Genomic DNA, 24,323 nt, shown 5'->3' with positions numbered 1-24,323 from the left:
CCCCCCGCAGACCCGGGGTGGAACAGCTCGTCAGCTGTCGATCACCTGTCGGCGAACCTGGCCGCTGAGCCCGTCGAACATCGACCGCGCCTCCGACCAGCTCAGCGACCGGTCGACCGGTTCGGCCTGGGCGCCGCCGTCGGGCGGGGCCAGATCGTCGAGCAGATCCAGTTGGAACAGTGGCAGGTATTCGGCAATCCCGTCGTAGGTTTCGCAGAGCCGGTCCAGCCGTTGCAGGTCGGCCGGATGGGGGGCGTGACGGTGATTGACGTACCACTGCTCGACGCCTTCGCGGAACGCCTCGATCAGCCGGCGCAGCACCAGGGCGGTGCCCAGCGCCCGCTGCACGTCCCGCGAACGCAGGCCCGAGCGCAGCAGCGGTGCCGCCTCGCCGGTTCGGCGGGCGGGCTCCGGTCGGGACGGGGTGAACGCGTCACGCAGGTGGCGTTCGAAGCCGGTGAGCTGGTCCAGCGCCTGCACCGCCTCGACGAAGACCCGGGCCACCCGGCCCGGCAGGGCAGTGGCGAGCCCGGTCTCGGTCTGGTGCGTCGACGACACGGTGTCGCGTCGGGTCGACGTCCGCGCGTCCGGGCGCAGGTCGCCCCGGATCTCGTCCAGCTGGTACGACAGCCGTTCCAGCGAACGCTGGGCGTTGGTCTGTTGCCGCTGGATCCGCTCGACCCGCTGCCGTACCGAGGTCAACGCGTCCGCGCCGAGAGTCTGCTCCAGCCGACGCATCGACGCCTTGACGCTGCCGGACAGGTCCTCGGCGAAGGTCTGCGGATCGTGGACGATCGGCTCCACACTGAACGTCTCGGTGAGGTCGGCGGCGAACTCCGCCGGCAGATGCCCGACGACGACCAGGATCACCTCGCTGTCCGGCACGGCCGCCCGGATCGCCACGACCCGACGGTTGAGCTCGTCGACCTCCTCGGCCTTGAGCACCGACTCGGTCAGCAGCACGCAGCAGCCGGCGCCCTGCTCGTCCAGCGGCACCCAGAAGTCGACCGGTAGGTCCCGCAGCGAACCGATCAGGTGGTCCCGTTGGTACGACCAGCCTTCCTGGGTCAGCACCCGCCGTACGTCGGCGGCGACATCCTGCCGGCTGGCCAGATCGAACTGGACCCGTACCGCCTCCCGGACCATGCGGTGGGTGACCTGCGTGCCGTCCTGCATCGCCCGCTGGTAGAGGTGGTAGCACAGCCGGATCAGTCGACGCGGCACCCCGTCGGTCAGGTTGGTCAGGTATTCGGTGGTCTCCACCGTGAAGGGTGTCAGTCTGGCCTGGCCGAAGGCCCGCAGCTGGCTCTGCCGGATGAAGTCGCGGACGTCCTGCGCGGTGAGCGCGGACATCCGCACGATCGGCCCGATCCGCTGGCGCACCTGCGGGGTCAGCAGGTGCAGCAACTCGGGCAGCCCGGCGATCACCAGCAGCGCGCCCGCCGAGGCGAAGACGCCGATCAGGCGGGAGAACCGGGCCGAGGTCTCGTCGCCCGGCCGTCCGGCGGTGGACAGGATCTTGTCCAGTTCGTCCAGCACCAGGACGAAACGGTCGTGTCGGCGCGCGAGCAGCAGCGCCAGCACCCCCATCGTCTCCACCGCGCCGGACTCCACGTCCGCCCGTGCCGTGACGCCGGCATTGACCAGTGCCGGCCCCGGTGGATAACCCATCAGCCAGTCCCAGGCTGCCGCCTCGGTGGCCGGATCGACGAGCATCGCCAGCACCGTGCCGACGGCGGGATCGGCGCTGACCTCGGCCAGTTCGACCCGCAGCCGCTCGGCGAGCACCTGGGTACGCTCACCGGCTGGTGTCGGCGCCTCGGTCGACTCCGCTCGGTAGTCGTCGACCAGGGCGCGTACCGCCTCACGGGACAGTCGACCCAGGAACCGTCGGCTCAGCGACAGGAATGTGTCGGCGGGCGCGTCGAGGTACACGGCCTGCACCGTCCCGGTGGTGCCGCGCCGGGCGTGGGCCAGCAGCTCGGCCGCGAGGTGTGTCTTGCCGGTGCCGTAGTCACCCACCACCGCCACCGTCCCACCGTTGCCGGTGGTCAGGTAGTTGTCCAGGTGTGCGAGGGCGTCACGGATGGCCACCGTGACCACGGTGGTGGCCAGCGCGCCGCCCTCGGTCACTCGGGCCACTGCCGTCGGGGAGAACGGATTGACCGGGTCGACCGCCGGCGGATCCTCGATTGCGTCCATTGCCCTGATCCTCCGGTAGCTCTGCTCTGGGCACCAGGCAGTCCCACGCCGGAGGTCGGATTTCCCCGTACACCGCCACCGGAACGTCTTCAAATCGTAGCCCTCGGTAGCCATCCAGGCGGACCCTCAAACGAGCTCAGAAGGGGCTCACCTGCAAAAAAGAGCCGATCGGCGGGTCTGCCGAACGCTCTGGCGATCGACTGCGTCAAATACCATTGGCCCATGGGCTCAGTCCGCTGGTCGGGATGCCGACCGTGGCCGCCCCACCTCACCGGTTCCGGCACGTACGGCCCTCCTGAGGAGGGCACCCTCCGATGACGTACCCGTCCTCCGGTTTCGGCCGGCCCTCCGCCTGGTGGCTGCGGGTCGTGTTCGGAATCATCGGCGTGGTCGCCCTGGTCCTCGGCGGGATCGGGTTCGACCGGCTGCGCACGGAACGCCCGGACGCCATCCACGATTCCTACGACGTGCTCTACTACACGCTGCAACTGTTCGTCCTCAGCGCCGAGCCCTTCGAAAACCCCGGCCCCTACCCGTGGCAGTTGCAGGTCGCCCGCTTCGTCGCCCCGCTGTTCACCCTGCTCGCCGTCGCCGAGGCGGCCCGACTGCTGCTGGCCGCCGAGATCCGCCGGCTGCGGGCCCGCCGGGCCAGCGGCCACGCCCTGGTCTGCGGCGACTCCCAGTTCGCCCACATGCTCGCCGACCGGCTCTACGCCGACGGTGAGCGGGTGGTCGTGGTGCGCTCCGAAGCGTTCGGGCCGCTGGAATACCGCCGACGCCGCTACCTCGGGGTGATCGGCGACCCCACAAGCGTCGAGGTGCTGCGCGGCGCCGGTCTGCCCCGGGCCCACACCATCTACGCCTGCACCCACGACGACGACCTCAACCACGCGATCGCCAACGCCGCCAGCCGGCTGATCCAGGACCGGCGCAACCCGCCCCGGGTCTACGTCCAGGTCCACGATCCGGAGATGTGCCTGTCGTTGCAGGCCCGGCGGCTCGGTGCCGCCGGCTCCAGCCGGCTGCGACTGGACTACTTCCACGTCGACGACATCGCCGCCCGCGCGCTGCACCGCCACCATCCGCTGCGTCCGACCCGGGACCGCACCGCCACGGTCCTCATCGCCGGCAACGGCAGCTTCCGTCGCGCCCTGCTGGTGGAGACGGCCCGGCACTGGCGGGCCCAGCGCACCCGCTCGAACCTGGCCGCCGCGCCGCTGCGGGTGGACCTGGTGGCCCCGGACGCCCGCGCCGAGTTCGCGCTCGTGGCCGCCCGCTACCCGTTCCTACGCACCGTCTGCCAGGTGTCGACGTACGACCGGCAGGTCGAGGAGCTGACCGGGCTGGCCCAGTTCACCGCCGGTGGCTACGACCGCATCTACATCTGCCTGCCGGACGAGGACAGCGGCCTGCAGTTCGCACTCGACACTCCCGCGCTCTGGCAGGGCACCCGCAGCACCGTCTTCGTGCCGGTCTACCGGCAGGCCGCGCTGGCCGCCGCCTTCCACGGCGACTCCCGTCACGACCTGCTCGACGAGGTGCACGGCAAACTGTGCCTCTACCCGGTGCTGACCCACGCCTGCGAGGCCGAACTCATCGCCGAGGACCTCACCGAACGGCTGGCCCAGCAGATCCACGAACGCTACCTGCACGCCCGGCAGCAAGCCGGCGTACGCCTCGGCGACGCCCCCGCGATGGTGCACTGGTCCCGGCTGCCCGAGTCGCTGCGCCGCGCCAACCGCAGCCACGTCCAGGACATCGCCGCCAAGCTGCTCAACCTCGGCTGCGTCGTCGCGCCCCGGCACGGACACACCGGCGACGCCTCGGCCGCCGGGCAGGCCATCGCCGAACGCGTCGAGCAGTTGGCGCGTCTCGAACACGAACGGTGGTGCCAGGAACGGCGCACGGAAGGCTGGACGTACGGTGAGCCCCGTGACGATCTGCGCCAACGGCATCCCGAACTTCGACCGTGGGACGAGTTGAGCCCCGCCGTGCAGGAACAGAACCGCGAGGAGATCCGGGCCCTGCCGGATGTGCTGTCCGACAGTGGATTCGAGCTGATCCGGCTGACCACCCCGGTGCCCGCCCCACGACCGGGAGCAGCCGATGGTCGGTGAGCACGGCCCGCTGCGCGTCGGCGTCGCGGGCCACATCCACCTGACTCCCGGCAGCGTCCGGCCGATCGCCGACGCGCTACGGGCCGAACTGCACCGGCTCAGCGACCGCCCGGTGCACGGCGTCACCTGCCTGGCCGACGGCACCGACCAGATCTTCGCGCGGGTGGTCCTGGCCACCGGCGGCACGTACGAGGTGATCCTGCCCGCCGCCGACTACCGGGACACGATCACCGCCGCCCGCCGGGCCGAGTTCGACGAGTTGCTGGCGCGGGCCAGCACGGTCATCCACACCGGGCACCAGCACTCCGGCACCGCCGCCTACCTGGCCGCCAACCAGGAGTTGTTGAGTCGGGTGCAGTGTCTGGTCGCGGTCTGGGACGGCTCACCGGGCTGCCACGCGGCCGCCACGGACCGGACGGTCGACGCGGCCCGGCAGCGCGGCATCCCCACCACCGTCCTGTGGCCCGCGCAGGCCCGCCGCGCCTGACGGCCGGCACGCCGCTGCTCACACGCCGTGGGCGAGCAGCGCCAGGCGTACCCGGTTCGGGCTGCCGGTCTTGGTCATCAGGCTGGTGATGTGCGTCTTGACGGTGGTGACGCCGATGTGGAGCCGCTCGGCGATCTCCGCGTTGGACAGCCCTTCGGCGACCAACCTCAGCACCTCCTGTTCGCGGGCGGAGAGCCCACCGACCGGCTCCGGCGACCCGGTGCGGGCGTGCACCGCCCGGTGCACCAGCCGCCGCAGCACCTCCTGGCTGAACGGACTGTCCCCGGCCGCGGCCCGACGGATGCCGTCGAGCAGGTCGGTGGGGGGTGCGTCCTTGAGCAGGAAGCCGCAGGCGCCGGCGGTCAACGCCGGATAGAGGTGGTCGTCGTCGCCGAACGTGGTCAACACCAGCACCCGGGTGGCGGGCCGGTCGGCGAGGATGCGGCTGGTCGCGGTGATCCCGTCCACCCCCGGCATCCGCAGATCCATCACCACCACGTCGGGGCGCAGCCGGGTGGCCAGGGAGATCGCCTCGCGGCCGTTGTCGGCCTCGCCGACCACCTCGATGTCCGGTGCGGACTCGCAGAGCATCCGCAGGCCGGCGCGGATGAGATGCTGATCGTCGACGAGCAGGACCCGGATCATGACACCCCTTCCGTCACGGCGGGCAGGACGGTCTGCACCCGCCAGCCCGTACCCTCGACCGGTCCGGCCGCCAACCGGCCGCCGAGCACCTCGACCCGCTCCCGCATCCCCGGGATGCCGTGGCCGCCGCCGGCCGGCACCGGTGCCGGCACCGGGCCACGCCCGTCGTCCACCACCTCCCAGTGGACGGCCCCGTCACGCATCCGTACGGTCAGCCGGGCCACGGCCGACGGGCCGGCGTGCCGGGCCACGTTGGTCAGCGCCTCCTGGGTCAGGCGCAGCACCGCCAGGCCCCGCACCGCGTCGATCGCGCCGATCGCCGGGTCGATGTCGGCCTCCACGGTGATCCCCGCCTGGCGGGCCCGGTCCACCGCCGCGCCCAGGGCCGCCGGCAGCGCCGACGGCTCGATCGCGGTCAGCGCCGCGTCGCCGCGTACCGCATCGGGGTCGCGCAGCACCGCGACCAGCCGGCGCAGGTCCGCCAGGGCCGCGGTGCCGGTGGCGTGCACGTCACCGAAGACCGCGTCCACCCGCGGATCCAGGTCGGTGATGACGTGCCGGGCCACGCCGACCCGCAGCACCATCGACGCCACGTGATGCGCGACCACGTCGTGCAGTTCGCGGGCGATGGCGCTGCGTTCGTCAGCGCGGGCGGCCCGGGCCTCCGACTCCCGGCGGCGCTGCTCCTCCGCCGCCCGCTGCTGCGCCTGCGTGGTCAACTCGCGGGTCGTGCGCACCACCAGGCCGAGCAGCAGCGGAACGCCGACCTCCAGCAGCAGCCCGACCACACCGGCGAGGAACCGGGGCAGTGGTTCGCCGATCGAGTCGGTCAGCGCGACCGCCGCCAACCCGGCGGCGGTCAGCCAGATCGTTCGGGTCGCCTCGGCCCGCATGGTCAGTTCGAGCAGCGCCCAACTGGCCCCGACCTGGTTGATCGTGATGTCGTCGAGCAGGGGGATCGCCACGGCCAGCAGCGCGGTCTGCACCACCAGGTTGACCAGGGGCCGGCGGTGCAACACCAGGCCGAGGGAGAACGCGATCACCGCGAGGACCCACTGGGTGACCCCCGGTCGGTCGCCACCCAGCGGACCGAAGATCAGGTAGCCGAGGCCCGCGAGATCGAGCAGGACCATCCGCGCGAAGCTGTCCCGCGCGTCGAACAGCCGTCCCACCCACCCCACGCGGGTCACCCTAGCCCTCCGCGCCGGCCGGGCGTGGCGTCCACCTGCCCCGGATGATCAGGTACGCGGCCAGGCCGAGCGGCCCGAGCAGGATCGTCAACAGCAGCACCGGCGCCATCACCAGCGACGGCACCCGACGCTCCCGACTGTCCAGCCACGCCCACCGACCGACGAACAGATCGAACACGATCATGTGCGCCCAGCCCGCCGCCGCGCCGTCCGCCTCACCTAGCAGCTCGCGTACCCCATCCAGGGACGGCGATGCCACCGCCGGCAGCACTTCGCCGAGCGCGGGCAGCACCAGCACCGCGTAGATCACCAGGCCGGGAAGCACGATCCACGGCGAGGCGATGACCCGGGCGGTCACCGACCACTTCGGTGCCAGGATCATCAACGCCCAGAACGGCGCGGCCACCGCGAACGTCAGCGTGAACAGCACCTCGGTCATGTCTGCGCCCCTTCCTCCCAGACGCCTTCCCGGCGCCCGCCGCACCTGATGCTGCGCCCGCTCACGCCGCCAACGCCACTTCGGGTTTGCGACCACGGGCCATCAGCAGGCCGGCGGCAGCCACGGTTGCGACGAGGAGTGCCGCCGCGACGCCCAGGGTCAGCGCGTCCGGCCGCAGCAGCGGCTGCCCTCGCAACGCCTGCCAGGTCAACAGCAGCGTCAACCCGCCGTACGCGCCACCCGCCACGACCAGCAGCCGCGCCCGGGTACGCCCGTCGAGACGGCCACCGCCGAACCGGCCGAGCAGCACCGCCACGATCGGCAGCACCTGCATCGCGTGCAACCCCACGAAATGGCCGATCCGCAGGTCCCCGCCGGTGCTGCTCCAACCGACCAGGGGCAGGCCGGGACCGCCGTCGACCACCCCCACGCTGTGCGCCCCGGCGATCCCCTCGGCGGCCGACCCGTCACCGGCCATCACCATCGGGATCGCCACCAGCATGCCGAGCAGCGCCAACCCCAACCCCAACCCGATCGCGTACCGGCCGGCCCGGTCGGCGATCGGTTGCCGCAGCACCGCCACCGCGAGGACGAGGTGTGCCACGGCCAGCATCATGATCGCCACACCCATCAGCATCCACAGCATCGCGTTCAACGGGCTGCTCACGTTGTAGTGGCTGGTCGTACCGCGCAGCACCTGTCCGACGATGATGGCCATCTCCACCACTCCCAGCGCCACGATGAGGGTGGCCGTCCACTCCGCGACCCGGCTGCGTCGGCGCAGCAGGGAGAGCAGCCAGGCCAGGGTCACCCCGTACAACACGAAGGACACCGCGAACTTCAACGGCTTGAGCCAGATCGGCACACCGGTCAACACCCGCCCGTCGACGACGACGCCAACGGCGGAGACGACGGCGAGACCCGCCATCGCCCAGACGAAAACCATAAGCGGACGATGCCAGGACGTCCCCTGGCGCGAATAGGTAGCAGTCATGTCTCCGATGCTGTTCGGCGTGCTGCCGCAGCGCGCCCGACCACAGGCCCCAACCGCGACCACAGGTCTGGCCGCCACCTCCTACCCAGGTAGGAGAGGCGGTCAGCGCCACGGGATCTGCTCGGGCAGGTGAATCCGGTCGGCGGGCACCCCGGCGGCGAGCAGCCGCAGCAGGGAACCGGCGAGCATCGCGGGTGGCCCACAGACGTACACCCGCTGGTCGGGGCGGAGCTGATCCAGCGCGACCGTGAGGGCGTCACCCTGCTCGCCGGGCTCGGCGCGTGGATCGTGGGAGAGGGCGGGCACGATCCGCAGCCAGGGGTGGGCCTGGGCCAGCTTGTCCAGGGCGATCGCGTCGTACAGGTCGACGAAGGTCCGGGCCCCGACGACCAGGGTGATCGCCGGTTGAGCTGCGGCCTCGGCGATCTGCTCGACCAGGGCGCGCAGCGGTGCCAGCCCGGTGCCACCGGCCACCAGCAGCAGGGGAGTCGGGGAGTCGGGCAGGGCCAGGCCGGTGGGGGTCGGTGGACCGAGCCGCAGCAGGTCGCCGGGGCGTACCTGATGGGCCAGCCGGTGTGAGACGTCGCCGCCGGGCACGGCACGGACATGCAGCTCCATGGTGCCGTCGGCGCGCGGGGCATTGGCCGGGCAGTACCAGCGCCACCGCCCCGGATGCTGCGGCACGTTCACCGGCATCGCGTCACCGGGCCGGAACGGCAGGCGCCGCCAGGGGCGTACGGTCAGGATGGTGATGGTGTCCCCGGCCCGGTCCCGGCCGAGGACCTCGACCGGCCAGGACGCCGGCCCGTCACCCACCCGGGCCGCAGCGCGCTCGACCAACCGCCAGGCCCGCCGCCAGGTCGCGGCCTCCGGTGGCATCGACGGTACGGCGACAGTCAGCGCCGCACCGACCAGGGCCGCATGATCGGGGCGCAGCCGGTGCTCCCGGTACACCCGGCCCAGAACCGTCAGCAGGGCCAACCGTCCCGGCCGGTCGTCACCGCCCCCCACCAGCCGCAACAGCCCGGCGAGGATCAGCGGCGCATCCCCCTCCGGCAGCAGCCCCGGGCAGCCCTCCTGCACGGTGTCCCAGAACCGGGCGGCAGCGCGACCGAAGACCGCCTCGGCGATGCCGCCGACCTCCGCAGCAGGGTGGTCGCGCATGGGAGCCTCCGGTGCGATGGTCGACTGAGACGGCACCGAGGCGGGCGGGAGCGGTGACAGATCGTACGGGGGAAGGCCGATCCACCACCGGAGCCGGCACCCGTCCCGGGCCGTGTCTCCACCCTGGACCCGGCCGCTCCACCCCGATATGCCGGAATGATGGTCAGCGGAATTCGCGCACCGTATGCAGCCGGTGGCCGAATGTGGCCGGGTCGATATGCGTGGCGTGCATACCGGCATCGCCGGAAACGGCTTGAATGGACGGGCTCGACCCAGTCGCCCACGAGCGGCGAGGTTGCCGGTGACACCTGCCAACTGCCCCCGCTGCGGGGGACGCCTGGCTCGCGACAACCACAGCGGACGCTGTGCCCCCTGCCAGGCCGCCGAACGCGACCGGCTCACCGCACCCCCGGCCGTGCCGCCACCGTTCTGGGACCACCAGCCGGTACGCGCCGCACTGGCCCGACGCCACCTCGGGCACCTCATCCGGGCCTACCGGCACCACCCCTACCACGGTCGGCTCCCGCTCACCCAGTCCGTGGTGGCCGGCTGGCTCGGCATCACCCAGGCCCAACTCAGCCGGATCGAGAACGGTCCCCCACCGATCCACCTGGACCGCCTCACCCACTGGGCCACCCTGCTGCGCATCCCCGAGCGACTGCTCTGGTTCCGGCTGCCCCGCCTTCCGCTCGCCGAGATGTCCACCGACACGTCTGAGCGGGGCGCTCACGCCGACTCGCCGACTAGTCTGGAGACGGCTCCTGTCGAAGGAGGTGGCACCACGAACCGCCGCCGATTCAACGCCTTGGCAGCGCTCGCTGGCCTTGGTGGAAGCAACCTCATCGACGCCCTGCTCGCCGCCGATGATCGGGCCGAAAACCTCGGCATGGAACACGTACGCATCGCCGGGTCGCTGGTGGAGCGTTTTCGGCAGGCTGACGCCGCTGTCGGTGCGGACGAGTTGTGCGATGCGGCGATGACCGTTCACACCCGCCTGTCAGCCTGGGCCAGCAAAGCGCGCGTCAGCCGTCACCTGGAAGCGACCCTCCAGACGGCACTGGCCGACCTCGCAAACCAGGCAGCCTGGCTGGCGATCGACGCCGAACGCCGACCCCAAGCGCGTCCCTACCTCAACGATGCCATCACCCGGGCCCGGATCTCCGACAACCCGCGTGAGGAGGTACGGGCGCTCGCCTGCCTCTCCCTGCTCACCCGGGAGGACCAACCCACCGAATCCGTGCACTGCGCCGAAGCCGCACTCCGCGCCTCCCAAGGCTGGTCGACCCCTCGCCTCAGGACACTCCTGCGACTGCGGATGGCCCACGCATACGCCAACCTTGGAGACGCCAGCGGCTTCAACCGCGAAATGGCCAGCGGCTTCCGCGAGTTCGACCGTGGCCCCCAGGAGGATGACCCGCCCTTTCTGCAATTCGTCACCTCCCACGAACTGACCGGCATACAGGGACTGGCCTTCCTCGCCCTCGACCGCCCCGCTCGCGCCGTCAAGTCCCTCGCGGTCAGCAGCACCACCCGCACCGAACACCAGCGCAACCGGGTGCTGTCCACCGTGCGGCTCGCCGAAGCCGAATATCGACTCGGCGATGTCAACCAGGCCGCCCGGACGGCGTTGCGGGTGCTGCCCGAGGTGAAACAACTGAACTCAGGACGGACCACCCGCAACCTCGCTCAGGTCGGAGCCCACCTGAGCCGAGAGAAGACCACTGCGGTGCGCGATTTCATCGATGCCTACCGGGCGGAGTTCGGGCCATGAAAGACAACCTGATCCTCGACCGGCATCGGGCCGACGAGGTCAATGACATCCTCGATGATCTGGTTGAGGTCTATCTCGACGCCCACTCCGGGGATGGAGAGTTCTACAACGAGTCCCGATACCGCCAACAGTTGGCCGGGCACATGAAGGTCGCCGGATGGGAGTTGGTCACCGCCAGGATCGATGGTCGCCTGGCCGGTTACGCCTACGGTTTTCCGCTACCGGCCGGAACCCGATGGTGGAGCGGCATCGAGGAACCGTATCCGGCGGGCTTCACCGAGGAGGACGGACGGCGCACCTTCGCCCTCAGCGAGCTGCTGGTGCGCCCCGCCTGGCAGCGTCAGGGGATCGCGCGGGCGCTGCATGACGAACTGGTCGACGCGCGCCCCGAGTCCCGAATGACCCTGCTCGCCCGGCACGACAACGCCCCCGCCTAGTACTCCAGCCGCACCTGATGAAGTTGGTGTCTTCGCTGGTAGTGGGCTGTTCTGGCGCGGTATTGGTGTCGGCGGCGCCATCGTGACCATCGATGGATGTGGTCGAAGGGTCGGGTGGTGGTGATCACGTGTGCCAGGAGACGGCGGACCTCGCCGAGGGTGAGAGGGATGAGGCCGTCATCGGATTCGGTGCCCCCTTTTTGGCGTGGGTGGCGGTGACGGCGAGGTAGGCGTGGGCGCACAGAACGAGGGTTATGTGGCGGTACCAGGCGTCGTAGCGGCGAACTTGGTAGTGGTCCAGGCCGACCTCGGTCTTGGCGGTCTGGAAGCACTCCTCGACCGCCCACCGGGTGCCGGCGATGCGGATCAGGTCTTCGTCGGGGGTGTCGGCGGGGCCGAAGCACAGGTAGTAGGCCAGGTCGGTGGGGTCGGTGATGCTGCGGCGGATCAGCAGCCAGTGGCCGTGTCCGTCGGTGGTGCCGGGCAGGGATGCCACGGCCCAGTCGTAGAGTCGTGGCCCTTTGGCGCCGTTGCCGCAACTGCGCCGCTTCCAGGCCAGGGCCGGCGCGTTGGCCGCGAGGACGTCGGGTCGGGAGTTGCCGACTTTGGTGGGGACCCGCTGGTTGCAGGGCACGGCGAGGACGTAGCCGATGCGCTGCTGCTGCAGCCACGTCCGGAACTTGGAGTCCTGCCCATATGCCTCGTCCGCGGTGACCCACCTTGCCGGCAGGCCGGCGGTGATGGCGCGTTCGACCATCCGCAGGCCCAGCGCGGGTTTCGTGGCGAACTCGATGTTCGCAGCGATGCCGGCTTCGGCGCGACGGGCGGCGTCGTCGCACCAACTGCGGGGCAGATACAACTCGCGGTCAATCAGCGTGCGCCCGTGCGGGCTGGCGTAGGCCAGGAACACCCCGAGCTGGCAGTTCTCCGTCCGCCCGGCCGTGCCCGAGTACTGACGCTGCACCCCCGCCGACTTGATCCCCTTCTTCAGAAAGCCGGTCTCATCGACGATCAGCACCCCATCGTCGTCACCGAGATGCTCGCTCACGTAGGCGAACAGGTCATCGCGGACCGCGTCCGGGTCCCACGCAGACCTGTTGAGCAGCCGCTGCATCCGATCCGGCGTCGCGTCGCCGGCGGCCTCGGCCAAGGTCCAGCCGTTCTTGGTCGCCAAGGGCGACAACAACCCGACCAGGTAAGTCAGCGCCTGCCGACGCGGCTCCGCCCGCCCGAAACGGTGTGCGAACCGCGCCAGCAGATCATCCAACCCCGCCCGCCAGCCCACAATTTCATCGATCAACACAAACGCGAGAGCCTGCCTGCCTCACAAGTGACCACAACAGACAGACAGTGCGATCCCCTGACCCACCACACGAATAGCATCGACGTGCGCAGCTACACGGCCCGGTGCAACCAGGCGTCGATCAAGCCGACGAGCTGCCAAGACTCAAGGCCAGACAAGTGCGGCTGGAGTACTAGTACTCCAACGTCACTTGGGTTCGGCGTTGGGCGTGGCGCGGGTATGAAGACGGCCACCGCGTTGATCATCGATGGTTTGTGAGGACAATCGAAGATCGTGCGGTGGCCGTGTGCCACAGCGTAGACCCTGCCGGATGGCGGGTGATCCTGGACGAGGCGGTAACGCGTGTCGCTGACCGGTTCGTGCGGGCTGAGCCCCGTCGAACTGCCGGGCAGTTCGTGGAAGGACTGCTGTCGGGCGTGGAACGCAAGACGTGCTGGTCCCTGGCGGAGCGGGCGGGTCACGACGATCCGCAGGCGATGCAGCGGCTGCTGCGCACGGCGGTGTGGGACGCCGACTCCGTCCGCGACGACGTTCGGGCTTGGCTGATCGAACAGCTCGGGCACCCCGACGCGGTGCTGGCCTGCGACGAGACCGGCTTCCTGAAGAAGGGCCTGTCCTCGGTCGGGGTGCAGCGGCAGTACACCGGCACCGCCGGTCGGATCGAGAACAGCCAGGTCGGGGTGTTCCTGGCCTACATCGCCCCGCACGGGCGGGCGATGATCGACCGTCGGCTCTACCTACCCGAGACGACCTGGTGTCAGCAGCCCGACCGCCTCACCGCCGCCGGCGTCCCCGACCAGGTCGGGTTCGCCACGAAGCCTGCGCTGGCCCGGCAGATGATCGCCGCCGCCCTGGACGCCGGAGTCCCGTTCGGGTGGGTTACCGGCGACGAGGTCTACGGCGCCGACCCCGGACTGCGCGCTGACCTCGAACACCGCGGGATCGGCTACGTCCTGGCCGTCGGCTGCGACCGACGCGTGGACGTCAACGACGGCCGCACCCTCATCCGCGTCGACGACCTCGCCGCCCGGATCCCCAGCCGCGAGTGGCAGCAGCACAGCTGCGGACCCGGGGCGAAAGGACCACGCGAGTACCTGTGGGCCTGGATCACCACCGCCACCAGCCCCGGTGAGCATCGATGTCTGCTGATCCGCCGCAACCGCAGTACCGGTGAGCTGGCCTTCTATCTGTGCTGGTCACCCCGCCCGGCGCCGCTACACACCCTCGTCACCGTCGCTGGTTCCCGCTGGAGCATTGAGGAGCTGTTCCAGACCGGCAAAGGCCAAGTCGGCCTGGACCACTACCAGGTCCGAGGCTGGACCGGCTGGCACCGCCACATCACCTTGGCCATGCTCGCCCTCGCCGTCCTGACCATTCTCGCCGCGCGGCAGCCCGACACCGACCCAGAGATCATTCCGCTGACCGTCGCCGAGATCCGCCACCTCTTCAACGCCTTCGTCCTCGCCGTGACGCTCCCACCAGAGCACATCCTGCACTGGTCGGTCTGGCGACGAACATCCCAAGCCCGAGCCCGCCGATCCCACTACCAGCGCAGACAGGCGAAGTGACGTTGGAGTACTAGGCGGCCTACCGGTCCTGGGGCTGGCAACGGGTCACCCGCCTACGCCCCGCCTGGGAAAACGCCCCCCTCTTCGACGTCCTAGTGCGGGAGCACCGACAGCCGGCTACTCCTACGTCGTTTCACCTTGCTCGGGAAGGTTGGCCAGTAGCTCATTGATTGCCTGAACGAGTTCAGTTATGCCGATTTTACGAGCGGCGGCCAGGCTAAGTTCCAGCACAGGACGAGCCTTATCGCTCAGGCCCGCGCCGACTAGCAGTTGGCCGAGGGTGTGACCCACCACTGCCATGCCGTCGGGACGTTGCAGGCGGATGAGAAGATTGAACGATGTGACCAGTCGCGGAAAGGCCGACTCATAGTCGTAGCGCATTAGGTCGATCTGGGCCAGTCCCCACGTTGCATTTGCGACTGCGTCGAGATCCCCGTGACTCTCGTGTACCTCCAAGCGCTTGCACTGTAGCTCAGCGGCACCATCGTAGTCGCCGCGTTGGTGGAGGATGTCGGCGATTCTTCCCCAGGTGATAGCGGTTTCTCGGGTGTCGCCGAGGCGTTCGTAGACGGGTAGCTGTCTCTCGCGGCGGATGCGGAGTGCTTCGTCGTAGTCGCCGCGATCGAAGTGGATGTCGGCGATTTGGCCCCAGGTGATGGCGGTGGATCGGGTGTCGCCGAGGCGTTCGTAGACGGGTAGCTGTCTCTCGCGGCGGATGCGGAGTGCTTCGTCGTAGTCGCCGCGTTGGTAGTGGATGTCGGCGATTCTTCCCCAGGTGGTGGCGGTGGATCGGGTGTCGCCGAGGCGTTCGTAGACGGGTAGTGCGATGTCGTGGTGGATGCGGAGTGTTTCGTCGTAGTCGCCGCGTTGGTAGTGGATGTCGGCGATTTTGCTCCAGGTGGCGGCGGTGAATCGGCTATCGCCGAGGCGTTCGTAGACGGGTAGTGCGATGTCGTGGTGGATGCGGAGTGTTTCGTCGTAGTCGCCGCGTTGGTAGTGGATGTCGGCGATTCTTCCCCAGGTGGTGGCGGTGGATCGGGTGTCGCCGAGGCGTTCGTAGACGGGTAGTGCGATGTCGTGGTGGATGCGGAGTGTTTCGTCGTAGTCGCCGCGTTGGTAGTGGATGTCGGCGATTTTGCTCCAGGTGGTGGCGGTGGATCGGGTGTCGCCGAGGCGTTCGTAGACGGGTAGTTCGATGTTGTGGCGGATGCGGAGTGCTTCGTCGTAGTCGCCGCGTCGGTGATGGATGTCGGCGATGCTGCCCATTGCGGCCGCAGCCTCTTGCTCCGATCCAGCCACCAGGAACAGGTGATGCGCCTGTCGCAACAGTCTCTCTGCCTGCTCCGGCTCGCCTCGGACGCTTACGAAGTCCGCCAGTTCTGCCATGATCCGCGCCTGGTCGAGCGGGTCGGGGTCCTGCTCGTCCGCGTTCTGCACGTGTTGTAGGGCGCGGTCGAACAGGGCTTCCGCCGCGTCACCGTCACCGCTGGTCTGGGCGGCGTCGGCAACCTGTCGCAGCAGGAAGCTCGGCACCGGCGTGTGGTGCCGGTCGAGCAGGGTGATCGCTTCCTGCCCGAGCCGATAGGCGTTCACCGCGAGGCCGGAGCGTAGGGCCCAGACGGCCAGCGCAGCGCAGACGGCGACGACCACCGGGTTGTCCGCAGCTATAGCCAGCCGAGTCAGTTGCAGGTCTACCGCCGGGCCCCTCCGGGACTGACGCTCGGTGCCGCCCCAGGCGTTGAACAGCGGCTCGACTGCCAGTGCGGCCAGCGTGGTCTGCTCCTGAGGCGTCAGCGGAGCGAGCCGTCCGGCGACCAGCGGGTTGACGGCCACGGCCGGACGTTGCGGATCGTAGACATCCGGGAAGGCGTCCAGGAGCCCGAGTGCACGTAGCCGGTCCACTGATCCACCGGCATGGTTGGCCAGCACCTCGATCGCCGATGCGGGCACCGGCAGGTCGAACAGGGTTACCGCCCGCAGCAGGGCGACGTGCGCTGGCCCGGTCAGGACTAGCAGGTCGTCCAGGTCGAGGTTCTCCAGGAAGGCGCGAAGGTCGGCGTCCGAGGGCAGGTCACCCTGTTTCAGGTACGCCTCCAGCCCGGCCACGGCCGTTTCAGCCCGTTCCAGGGACACCTGCTCGCTGTAGACCAACCGCCGCCCGATGAGATCCTGTAGGCCCGGGTTGCCGCCGCTCGCGTCGAGTGCCCGCTGCGCCAACTTCGCCCGCTCGGCCTGCCGCTCGGTGGGGATGAGCCCCTGCTGGCGCTGAAGCAGCTTGTAGCGCGCCACGCTGGACAGCGGACGCAACTGCACCGTCTCCAGTCGCGACTCCAACCCGCCGAGGGTGAACAGGTAACGGCTGGTCAACAGCAGTCGGCTGTCGGTCTCCAACGGGTCGAACGCGCGCAGCACGGCCGCCAGCACCGGCGCGGACCCGGTCTTTACCCGGTGCAGGCCCGTGGGGTCAGGGTCGAGAATCTGCTCCAGATCGTCGATGACCAGCAGCAGTGGACGCTGCCCGTCGCCTTCCTGGGCGCACGGGCCGGTCAGTAGATCGATCAGGACATCTTCAAGGGCTTCGGGTCGATCGCGCACCTCCGGCCGACGGCATTCGATCAGGTCCCGAGCGGTCGGGTAGGCGCGTACCGCCTTGGCGATCTCATCCAGGATCGCCATCGCGCTGTAGTCACCGAAGACGACCGCGACCGCCCGCTCCGGGAAACGGTCCACGATCCGGGCGGCCAGGCTGGATTTGCCCAACCGCCCCTGGCCGTGCAGCAGTACTCCGGCCCGCTCGCCGGAGCGCAGCGCCCGCAGCGCCTGCTGCAACTCGGGCCGTCGGCCCACGAACATGTCCGCCGAGGCGACCGGCACCTGTTCCTTGCCCGCGAGGAAGGTCGTGATTCCGCGTACGGCCCCGACAAGTGACCGCCGTCGGGTGCCTGCCACCAGGGGCCCGCCACCGGTCGGCCCCAGCCACAGCCGTGCCAGGTGCCAGTCCGCGCGTACCGTCATGTCTGTCGACTCGAACAAGGCCCGGCGTGCCTCGCCGACCGCCTCCGCTAGATCGGCCCGCTTTGCCAGCTGGCCGTAGAGCTTCTCGGCGAAGATGATGGCGGCCCGGTCGTTGACCGAACCATCCCACCCCAGCACCGCCGGCACACCTGCGGTGACCAGCGCGGTCGCCAACGAGTGCGCCACCAGGGGCGTGCCACCCTCGGAGCGTCCCTGACCGGTGCGTCTGCCGCTGCCGGGCGGCAGGTGGCCGGTCGCGTCGGCCGCGGTGGCGGTCAGGCAGGCCGAGACGAACATCAGCCGGGGCATCGTGGTCAGCAACCTGACCAGGTCGGCGGCGGTGGTCGGGCGTGCGTCGCCCACCTCGTTTTCGAGGATCAGCGCCGGCACGCCACGGCGGCCCGGCTGCGCCGACCAGTTGTTCACCCCGTGGCAGGACAGGTGCAACACCGGGAATCCGCCCAGGTCGGCCAGCCGATGCGCCAACTGCTCCGGGTCGCCGGTGTCCTCGACCATCAGGTCCAGCCGGGTGTCCCCGACCGTACGCAGGATGGCCGCCTCCTCGGCCTCGAAGTCGAGTTCATGCTGCCCGCGCGGGGCCGCCGCCATGAACGCCAACCCCAACCGGAAACCGTCGAGCAGCGGCGTGGGCCCCGGCGACCCGAGTCGGCGGACCACCGAGAACTGGGTCCATTCCTGCATCAGGAACCCGCCGCTTGGCCGGGCCAGCAGTTCGTACGGCGCCCGCAGCACCGCCCAACCCCGCTCCGAGGGGGTACGCGGCCCCTGGACCTCGAAGATCAGCGGTGCCGGTGCCTGCTTCAACAGGCCGGTCAGTTGGCGGTGCTCACCGTCCAACCAGTCGAACAACTCACGACCCAGGGCGATGAACACCTCATCGTCGTTGTTCGCCTGCACCGCGCGCACGTAACGCGCCGCCAACGTGTCCAGCAGGGTCGCATCCTCGGCGCTCAAGGTCCGTCGAGGCCCGACCCGCTCCCCGTCGACCAGCACCTCGAAGCCGGTGTCGTCAAGAACCAGACCGGTGGCCATGCGAGCCTCCCCCTACCGCTTTTCCTACCCTGCCGACTGCCGTGAATCCGAGACACGACAAGCCGTCGATGGCCACTTCTGAACTCGGCGAGCGAGTCGCCGTATCGCCGAAACGGCGGGGTAGACGGCGGCGGGAAGCCGCCATTCCGGCGTAACGGAGTCGATCACCGCCCTGGCCGATGGCAGTGCGGGTCAGGAGGAGCCGACAGGGTTCAGGCGGCGAGGCACGCACTGGTTGTCCAGGTCGGTTCCGGTGAGTTGGGGGAACTGGTTGGCGCACCAGCGGGCGACGGCCTCCTTCGAGCTGCCCGGTGGGAGCGCGAGGGTGATCCAGAGGGGCTCACCCTCGTACAGTTGCTGCCGCCCGTAGTCGGTGCTCAGCAACAGGACCACCTGGGTCTCGCCGTCGAACCTGTTCCGCAGGTCAAGATGCTCGGCCAGGATGTCCTCCGCGTAGAAGGTGTGTGAGCCGTTGGCCGCGATCTGGTTGCGGTCGACGATGCCCACCGTCTTGGAGGCCATCTGGGCGACGTACTGACCCGCCAGGGAGACCGTCGGCAGGTCCTGCTGGCGGAACTGGTGCAGCTGGGCCAGGGCCAGGTCCTCCGGATCGTCGAAGGTCGGCTCAGCGGACTCGCTGGTCGGTACGACCGGCGGGTCCGGGGTCGGCAGCCCCGCCTCCTCGGGGGGAAGGTAGTGCGGCCCCCCGGCCGGGAAATCGGGATAGGAGGTGCCGGTCGAGGTGTCGTCGTCGGTCGATCCGACCGCGACGACGAGCGCCACGACCATCACCAGCAGGGTGACACCGGCCGCCACGACCGCCTTGCCCATCGAGATTCCGCTCGGCTGCGGGACCACCTGGTCGGAACTGACCCACTCGCCCCGCAACGACGGCTGAGGGGTCGGCCCTGTCGCATCCGACGCAGCCGGGCCGCCGACCGGACGGCCCGACTGCGGCCGGCCGGCGGGTGACTCCTGCGGCCTGCCGGTGGAGGACTCCGGTGGCAGCTCATCGGCCAGGTCCCCGACCAGGGCACGAACATTCCAGATGATCCCGCCGTCGGGCTGCTGATCATTACTCATCTGATACTCCTGGTCAGGTGTCTCCCGGGACGATCACCCGGCGGCGGCCACCGGCAGCCGGCGTACCGGCGGCACCGGCGGCACCGGCGGGAATCGCCCGCTCCCGGCCCCAGGCCCGCAGCTCGGCGATCTCCTCGGGATGGGTACGGCTCATCGGGTTGGTGTTGACGAAGGTGTCCACGACGAACTCGGGCCGCAGGCTGGTGGTGCCCTCGGTGTGGACCGTGTATCCCAGCTCGCGCAGCGCCGCCTCGATGTCGGAGCCGGCGAAGCCGTCGGAGGCGGCCACGAGCCGACCGACAAGTTCGTCGTCCGGTTCGGTGCGGAGGTAGCGGCCGTGGTAGAGCCGGATGATCTCCGCCCGTTCGGTCTCGTCCGGCAGGTCGACGAAGAAGAGTTCGTCGAAGCGACCCTTACGCAGCAGTTCCGGCGGCAGGGAACGGACGTCGTTGGAGGTGGCCACGACGAACACCCGGGACCGTGACTCCTGCAACCAGTACAGGAACTGGCCGACCATGCGCCGGCTCACCCCGGTCGAGTCGTACTGCCCGGAAAGACCCTTCTCGATCTCATCGATCCAGAGCACACAGGGCGCGGTCCGGTCGGCCATCTCCAGGGCCTCCCGCAACCGGGCCTCGGACTGCCCGACGTACATGCCGAGAATGGCGGCGAAGTCGAGCCGGTACAGCGGTAGTCGCCACTGGGCGGCCACCGCCTTGGCGGAGAGGGACTTTCCGCAGCCGGGTACCCCGACCAGCAGGACCCCCCGCGGTGGGCGCAGCGAGGTCTCCCGCAAGTCGGAGAGCATCACCTTGTGGCGGCGGTCCAGCCAGGTACGGAGCTGGTGTAGACCGCCGATCATGCGGTCGGCCGGTCCCAGCGGGACACGTTCCAGGCCGGCCAGATCGGAGAAGTGCTTGTCCTTGACCTCGGTGAGCCGATCGAGATCCTCTCGGTGCAGGCGTCCGGCCGTGGCGATGGTGGCGAGGATGTTCACCGCGGTGCCCTCGGGGACCCCGACCAGGAACTGGGCGGCGCGTCGGGCGTCGGTCGCGGTCCAGTCGATGGTGATCGCGCCCTGCTGCTCCTTGAGGAAGCCGACCACGATGTCGTACATCTCGTCGACGTTGGGCGGCTCCAGGGTGATGCTCATGCCCAGCCGTTGCAGCCCACTCCACAACGGGGTGTCGGTGATCAGCACGATGCTGCCGGAGTGGTCGTCGGCCAGGCGGGCCAACTCCGCCATGTGACGGGTGACCGAGGAGTCGGCGTCGAGCATGTCCGGGTCCACGAACGCGGTCGTGGCCTGGGCCCGCCGGGTGAACTGACTGGCGGCGAAGTCCATCGCGGCCACCAGCGACCGGTCGTCCTGTAGGGAGTTGTTGGTCCGCAGATCCCGCAGGCCGGTAGCCCGGGTGTAGATGGAGAAGGGCAGGTTGACCCGACGGGTGCTGGAGGCCACCTCGCGCAGCAGCCGCACGGCGCGTACCTGCTCGGGGGTCCGGATGCCGATGAGGGGAACCCGTGCGGCGATGTAGCTGTCGAGGTCCCGGCGGGCCTCGTCGTAGTGGGACAACGGGCGCTCCTCAGGTTGGTCGTACGGGAGGATCGACGATGATCCGGCGGCCCGGCCGGGCCGGGGCGGCGGCCCAGCCGGTCCCGGCGGGCGAGCGGTCCTGCACGGTCAGTGGGTTGTCGCGCAGGGTGCGCAGTCTGGCCTGTACGAGCCGGTCGTCGAGCCCGGCCCGGCGGGCGTCGTCGATGCCGTCCTCCAGGGCCCGCTGGACCAGGCGGATCTGTTCGTCGACCTGATCGCGTAACGCCCGCGCCAGCTTCCCGGGCAGGGCGGGATGGGCCGCGACGGCCCGGATGGCGGCCAGTCCGCGCCTGGCCTGGGTCAGGGCACGGGCCATCTCGAACTCGTCACGGGTCGCGGCCATGGCGTCGATCAGCGCATCGGCCCAGGTCTGCAAGCGGTACGCCAGGGCATCGGTCAGTCGGGTGACCAGCCGCAGCCAGACCTCCGCCGGGTAGTCCTGCTCGACCAGGGTCGGCAGACCCTGCGGATCGTTGGCGGAGCCGGCCCGCCACTGCTCAAGGAAGGCGGCCCACCGCTGGTAGCCGCCGTCACCGACCAGCACCGGTCAGCCCTGCCGAGGGCGGCGGATCACCATCTCACCCGGTGGCATCGGCTCCCAGTCGGGCAACCCCTCGGCGATGCGGCGTACCCGATCGGTGTGGCGTTGACGCGGCGGTGTGGGCTGCCGGGCCCACGGCACCACCTCAGCTTCGGTGGGCCCGTCCGGGGTCGGCTGGTCGGCGCTGTCGGTCGACGGCATGTCAGTTCTCCTCCAGGGGGTCGACCGCGCGACGCTCGTGCGGGCTGCGTGGTGCGCCCGCCGTGGCGAGGTTGGCGATCAGCTCTTTCACCTGCGTCTCCTTGCCGTCGGCTGCGCTGAACCGGCTGGTCCAGTCGGTCAGCTCGGCTCCGGCCGCCCGCAGCACGAGCACGGAGTCCTTCTTGGCCGTCGCCACCCGAGCCCGAGCCTTGTCCTGACCGGCGCGGGCCTTGTCGGCCGCCCCCTTGAGGTAGACCAACCAGGCGACCCCGCCGAAGACGGCGATCACGATGCCCAACCCCACGTTGCTGGCGGCGGAGACGAAGAGTAGGACGAGAATGAGCACCACGGCCGGCACGATGAGCCGTTGACCCCACCGGAAGGCCAGGCTGTTGAGGTACGGCTGCGCGTACCGGTCCCAGTGCTGGTTCAGCGACCGTTCCAGGGCGTTCATCGGCTGGTCGAAAGAGCCCGTCCAGGCGGGTGGTCGAAATCCGGCGAGTCCGGCGTTGCCACCCAGGTCAAATCGCATCTGGACCTTGGCGGGCATCGCCAGGCGGTAGTCGCGGGTGAAGGCGGTGTGCGCCTCGTCCATCCAGACGTGACAGAACGCCACGGCCAGCCGCTGGGTCTGCGTAGACACCCCGATGCCCTCGGGTTCGAGCGCCGACTGGGTCTGGATGGTCAGATAGTCGCGGGTGTCGTCCAGGGTGGTGGTCTCGGAGAAGGCGGCCTCGGCTGCTGCCAAATCACCACCGGCCTGGACGATCGACTCGTTGGCGGCGAGTTCCCGACGCAGTGGCAGTTCCTCGTGGTCGTACTCGTCGACCAGCCGGTCGAGGATGTCGTCGATGGCGTCCTCGATGCGGCTGTTCGGCGGCGCCTCCGCGTCCATCAGGGCGGTGTACCGGTCGATGATCGACTGATGGGCCTCGGCACCGGCCAGGACACGTTGCAGTTGTGGCCACTGGGGCGATGTGGTCGCCAGGCGGGGGAACTCTGCGGCGAGTTCCTCCTCCCGGACGTGGGTCTCCATCTCCCGGCGCCAGCGGTTGACCTGGGCGACCATCGACTCCTTGTCGTCGAGCAGCAGGTGACGCCAGGTGTCCAGTCGGTCCCGGACCACCTCCATGCCGGCCGGTCCGAAGGCGCCCTGGGCGATGGCCTCCAGGATCACCGCGAACTCGCGGTTGAGGGCCTTGGGGTCCTGCGCGTCGAGGTAGTGCCGTAGCCACCGGGCGGCGCTGGCCAGCCGCCCCTGCCGACGCAGGACGAGCATCATGAACAGGGAGGTGCGATGCGGGGAGCGGCGGTACGCCTCCTCGACCGCCCGGACGCACAGATCCGGATCGTCGCCGGCCCAGGAGGCGAGGGCGACCAGCACGGGGGCCAACCAGTAGCGGGGGGTCTGCACCATCAACTGGTCGCCCACCGCCCGGACGGACTCCTCGCTGACCAACCCGAGGTCGAACGACTGGAGCATGCCGACCGCGGTTCTGCGGACCACCTTGTGATGGCCGAACTGATGCTCAAGGTCGCCCTTGAGGGTGTTGATCGCGATCTCGGCGCGTTGCAGGTTGGCGGTCCGCTCCGCCTGCTCGACGAAGCGGAGGAAGTCCGCGCGCAGCGCCAGGAGTTCCTCCCGGGCGGCCGTCTGCTGTTGCCCGAGTTGGACGACATGGGTACCCACCAGGTCCAGGGTGCGGTCGAGGTCGACAAGCATCCGCTTCGCGTCACGGACTTCGCTACGTATCGCGTTCAGTTCGGACATGATTCTCCGGCTCACGTGTCAAAGGGGATGAGCGAGCTTTCCCGGTAACGGGATGAAATGTGGATCGGACCGCGATTGCTGGTCCCATGGACGGTACTGGCAGGCATCCTGTCTGCTACTTCGACTGAAGGGATTGAATGAGTGTCCGAACGGATGTCGGAAACAGTGTCCGGGTGGGGCTGATCATTCAGCTCCGACAGACGTTCGGCTGATCGTTGCGGTCGGGAGGTTGGGTGCGGTCGCCCCGCAGGGCAGTTGTGGCAGATGTCGATCGACAGCCTCCGGGCCGGCGCCGACCCGTCGGGCTTGAGGCTGGCCCCACCTCGGCCGGTTGCCGCCGTCCAAAGTGGGGCCAGGGGATCCTGGCGGGCTGCCGTCGTTCCTTCTGCTGCGTCAGGGTCGAGCCTGACACCCCCGGGCCCGGCGGATCCCGCCTTTCTACGGGATTCCCGTGACCGGACCGGGTCATCGTTGGGAGATGCCTCAGCCGGGGAGGAGTTATCTCACGACCAAGCCGGATTCTGTCGACTGGGCGACACTTCCGCTCCTGTTCTGGAGGTTTCGGTGATGATCGGAGCCCGCGCGATGAACTCATCGGTCGTGTGTATCTCGACGCCAATCCCATGGCATACCGCGGGCGTGACATGTAGATGTCGAAATGGGTGACCCGGTGCAATCCGTACGGCCCTGACAGTGGACTGATGCTGGCTGCCGACCATTCGACGAACGGTGAACTGGAGGGTCG

General features: G+C 69.7%; 18 protein-coding genes. 5 read left to right on the top strand and 13 right to left on the bottom strand.

Annotation, left to right across the window (positions count from 1 at the left end; all coding sequences use genetic code 11):
• Positions 1–30 precede the first annotated feature (30 nt).
• Positions 31–2,202, bottom strand: a complete 2,172-nt coding sequence (locus VAB18032_RS16610) for an ATP-binding protein (protein ID WP_013734028.1) — start codon at positions 2,200–2,202, stop codon at positions 31–33.
• Between the two features lie 314 nt (positions 2,203–2,516).
• Here VAB18032_RS16610 and VAB18032_RS16605 point away from each other — a divergent pair, with 314 nt between their 5' ends.
• Together VAB18032_RS16605 and VAB18032_RS16600 are read left to right on the top strand one after the other, a co-directional pair.
• A complete protein-coding gene (locus VAB18032_RS16605) occupies positions 2,517–4,319 on the top strand; it encodes a RyR domain-containing protein (protein WP_013734027.1) in 1,803 nt (600 codons plus the stop codon).
• On the top strand, positions 4,309–4,806 hold the full coding sequence (locus tag VAB18032_RS16600) for a hypothetical protein (RefSeq protein WP_013734026.1): 498 nt from the start codon (positions 4,309–4,311) through the stop codon (positions 4,804–4,806). Before VAB18032_RS16605 ends, VAB18032_RS16600 begins: the two co-directional genes overlap by 11 nt.
• Before the next feature lie 18 nt (positions 4,807–4,824).
• On the opposite strand, the gene VAB18032_RS16595 is transcribed toward VAB18032_RS16600, so the two are convergent.
• From VAB18032_RS16595 to VAB18032_RS16575, 5 genes are all read right to left on the bottom strand, one after another.
• On the bottom strand, positions 4,825–5,451 hold the full coding sequence (locus VAB18032_RS16595; protein ID WP_013734025.1) for a response regulator transcription factor: 627 nt from the start codon (positions 5,449–5,451) through the stop codon (positions 4,825–4,827).
• Positions 5,448–6,632, bottom strand: a complete 1,185-nt coding sequence (locus VAB18032_RS16590) for a sensor histidine kinase (RefSeq protein WP_043724588.1) — start codon at positions 6,630–6,632, stop codon at positions 5,448–5,450. The genes VAB18032_RS16595 and VAB18032_RS16590 overlap by 4 nt, the downstream gene beginning before the upstream one ends.
• A gap of 10 nt (positions 6,633–6,642) precedes the next feature.
• The gene (locus tag VAB18032_RS16585) at positions 6,643–7,080 is read right to left on the bottom strand and encodes an ABA4-like family protein (RefSeq protein WP_013734023.1); all 438 of its coding nucleotides are present in this window, start codon (positions 7,078–7,080) and stop codon (positions 6,643–6,645) included.
• Between the two features lie 61 nt (positions 7,081–7,141).
• Complete coding sequence (locus VAB18032_RS16580; protein WP_013734022.1) at positions 7,142–8,026, bottom strand: hypothetical protein; 885 nt, start codon at positions 8,024–8,026, stop codon at positions 7,142–7,144.
• 150 nt (positions 8,027–8,176) lie between these two features.
• Complete coding sequence (locus tag VAB18032_RS16575) at positions 8,177–9,238, bottom strand: FAD-binding oxidoreductase (protein ID WP_013734021.1); 1,062 nt, start codon at positions 9,236–9,238, stop codon at positions 8,177–8,179.
• 301 nt (positions 9,239–9,539) lie between these two features.
• On the opposite strand from VAB18032_RS16575, the gene VAB18032_RS32605 reads away from it, so the two are divergent.
• On the top strand, positions 9,540–11,009 hold the full coding sequence (locus VAB18032_RS32605) for a helix-turn-helix domain-containing protein (protein WP_013734020.1): 1,470 nt from the start codon (positions 9,540–9,542) through the stop codon (positions 11,007–11,009).
• Entirely contained in the window at positions 11,006–11,446 is a 441-nt protein-coding gene (locus tag VAB18032_RS16565; protein WP_013734019.1) for a GNAT family N-acetyltransferase, read from the top strand. Before VAB18032_RS32605 ends, VAB18032_RS16565 begins: the two co-directional genes overlap by 4 nt.
• Positions 11,447–11,570: 124 nt before the next feature.
• On the opposite strand, the gene VAB18032_RS16560 is transcribed toward VAB18032_RS16565, so the two are convergent.
• Entirely contained in the window at positions 11,571–12,746 is a 1,176-nt protein-coding gene (locus tag VAB18032_RS16560; RefSeq protein ID WP_081476280.1) for an IS701 family transposase, read from the bottom strand.
• Positions 12,747–13,033: 287 nt separating this feature from the next.
• On the opposite strand from VAB18032_RS16560, the gene VAB18032_RS16555 reads away from it, so the two are divergent.
• Positions 13,034–14,317: an IS701 family transposase gene (locus tag VAB18032_RS16555; protein WP_415877999.1), complete on the top strand. Its 1,284-nt coding sequence runs from the start codon at positions 13,034–13,036 to the stop codon at positions 14,315–14,317.
• A gap of 123 nt (positions 14,318–14,440) precedes the next feature.
• Here VAB18032_RS16555 and VAB18032_RS16550 read toward each other — a convergent pair whose 3' ends face one another.
• The 6 genes from VAB18032_RS16550 to VAB18032_RS16525 all read right to left on the bottom strand — a co-directional run bounded on the left by VAB18032_RS16550 (position 14,441) and on the right by VAB18032_RS16525 (position 23,578).
• The gene (locus VAB18032_RS16550; protein ID WP_013734017.1) at positions 14,441–18,385 is read right to left on the bottom strand and encodes a tetratricopeptide repeat protein; all 3,945 of its coding nucleotides are present in this window, start codon (positions 18,383–18,385) and stop codon (positions 14,441–14,443) included.
• Between the two features lie 192 nt (positions 18,386–18,577).
• Positions 18,578–19,468, bottom strand: coding sequence for a hypothetical protein (locus VAB18032_RS16545; RefSeq protein WP_013734016.1), 891 nt, complete (start codon positions 19,466–19,468; stop codon positions 18,578–18,580).
• Positions 19,469–19,481: 13 nt separating this feature from the next.
• Positions 19,482–21,044 (bottom strand): AAA family ATPase, encoded by a 1,563-nt coding sequence (locus tag VAB18032_RS16540; RefSeq protein ID WP_013734015.1) that lies wholly within the window; start codon positions 21,042–21,044, stop codon positions 19,482–19,484.
• A gap of 10 nt (positions 21,045–21,054) precedes the next feature.
• A complete protein-coding gene (locus tag VAB18032_RS16535) occupies positions 21,055–21,609 on the bottom strand; it encodes a hypothetical protein (protein WP_013734014.1) in 555 nt (184 codons plus the stop codon).
• A gap of 3 nt (positions 21,610–21,612) precedes the next feature.
• Positions 21,613–21,807 carry a hypothetical protein gene (locus VAB18032_RS16530; RefSeq protein WP_013734013.1) on the bottom strand — a complete coding sequence of 65 codons (195 nt, stop codon included), beginning with the start codon at positions 21,805–21,807 and terminating at the stop codon, positions 21,613–21,615.
• A gap of 1 nt (position 21,808) precedes the next feature.
• The gene (locus VAB18032_RS16525; RefSeq protein ID WP_013734012.1) at positions 21,809–23,578 is read right to left on the bottom strand and encodes a hypothetical protein; all 1,770 of its coding nucleotides are present in this window, start codon (positions 23,576–23,578) and stop codon (positions 21,809–21,811) included.
• Positions 23,579–24,323 lie beyond the last annotated feature (745 nt).

Origin of the sequence: Micromonospora maris AB-18-032 (assembly GCF_000204155.1) — a bacterium.
Classification (GTDB): Bacteria; Actinomycetota; Actinomycetes; order Mycobacteriales; family Micromonosporaceae; genus Micromonospora; species Micromonospora gifhornensis.
This window is presented reverse-complemented; position numbering and strand designations above follow the sequence as displayed.

Bases quoted from the DNA above. Each gene is read 5' to 3' on its own strand.
- VAB18032_RS16610 (WP_013734028.1), bottom strand. From the start codon at position 2,202: ATGGACGCAATCGAGGATCCGCCGGCGGTCGACCCGGTCAATCCGTTC.
- VAB18032_RS16605 (WP_013734027.1), top strand. From the start codon at position 2,517: ATGACGTACCCGTCCTCCGGTTTCGGCCGGCCCTCCGCCTGGTGGCTG.
- VAB18032_RS16600 (WP_013734026.1), top strand. From the start codon at position 4,309: ATGGTCGGTGAGCACGGCCCGCTGCGCGTCGGCGTCGCGGGCCACATC.
- VAB18032_RS16595 (WP_013734025.1), bottom strand. From the start codon at position 5,451: ATGATCCGGGTCCTGCTCGTCGACGATCAGCATCTCATCCGCGCCGGC.
- VAB18032_RS16585 (WP_013734023.1), bottom strand. From the start codon at position 7,080: ATGACCGAGGTGCTGTTCACGCTGACGTTCGCGGTGGCCGCGCCGTTC.
- VAB18032_RS16580 (WP_013734022.1), bottom strand. From the start codon at position 8,026: ATGGTTTTCGTCTGGGCGATGGCGGGTCTCGCCGTCGTCTCCGCCGTT.
- VAB18032_RS16575 (WP_013734021.1), bottom strand. From the start codon at position 9,238: ATGCGCGACCACCCTGCTGCGGAGGTCGGCGGCATCGCCGAGGCGGTC.
- VAB18032_RS16565 (WP_013734019.1), top strand. From the start codon at position 11,006: ATGAAAGACAACCTGATCCTCGACCGGCATCGGGCCGACGAGGTCAAT.
- VAB18032_RS16550 (WP_013734017.1), bottom strand. From the start codon at position 18,385: ATGGCCACCGGTCTGGTTCTTGACGACACCGGCTTCGAGGTGCTGGTC.
- VAB18032_RS16545 (WP_013734016.1), bottom strand. From the start codon at position 19,468: ATGAGTAATGATCAGCAGCCCGACGGCGGGATCATCTGGAATGTTCGT.
- VAB18032_RS16530 (WP_013734013.1), bottom strand. From the start codon at position 21,807: ATGCCGTCGACCGACAGCGCCGACCAGCCGACCCCGGACGGGCCCACC.
- VAB18032_RS16525 (WP_013734012.1), bottom strand. From the start codon at position 23,578: ATGTCCGAACTGAACGCGATACGTAGCGAAGTCCGTGACGCGAAGCGG.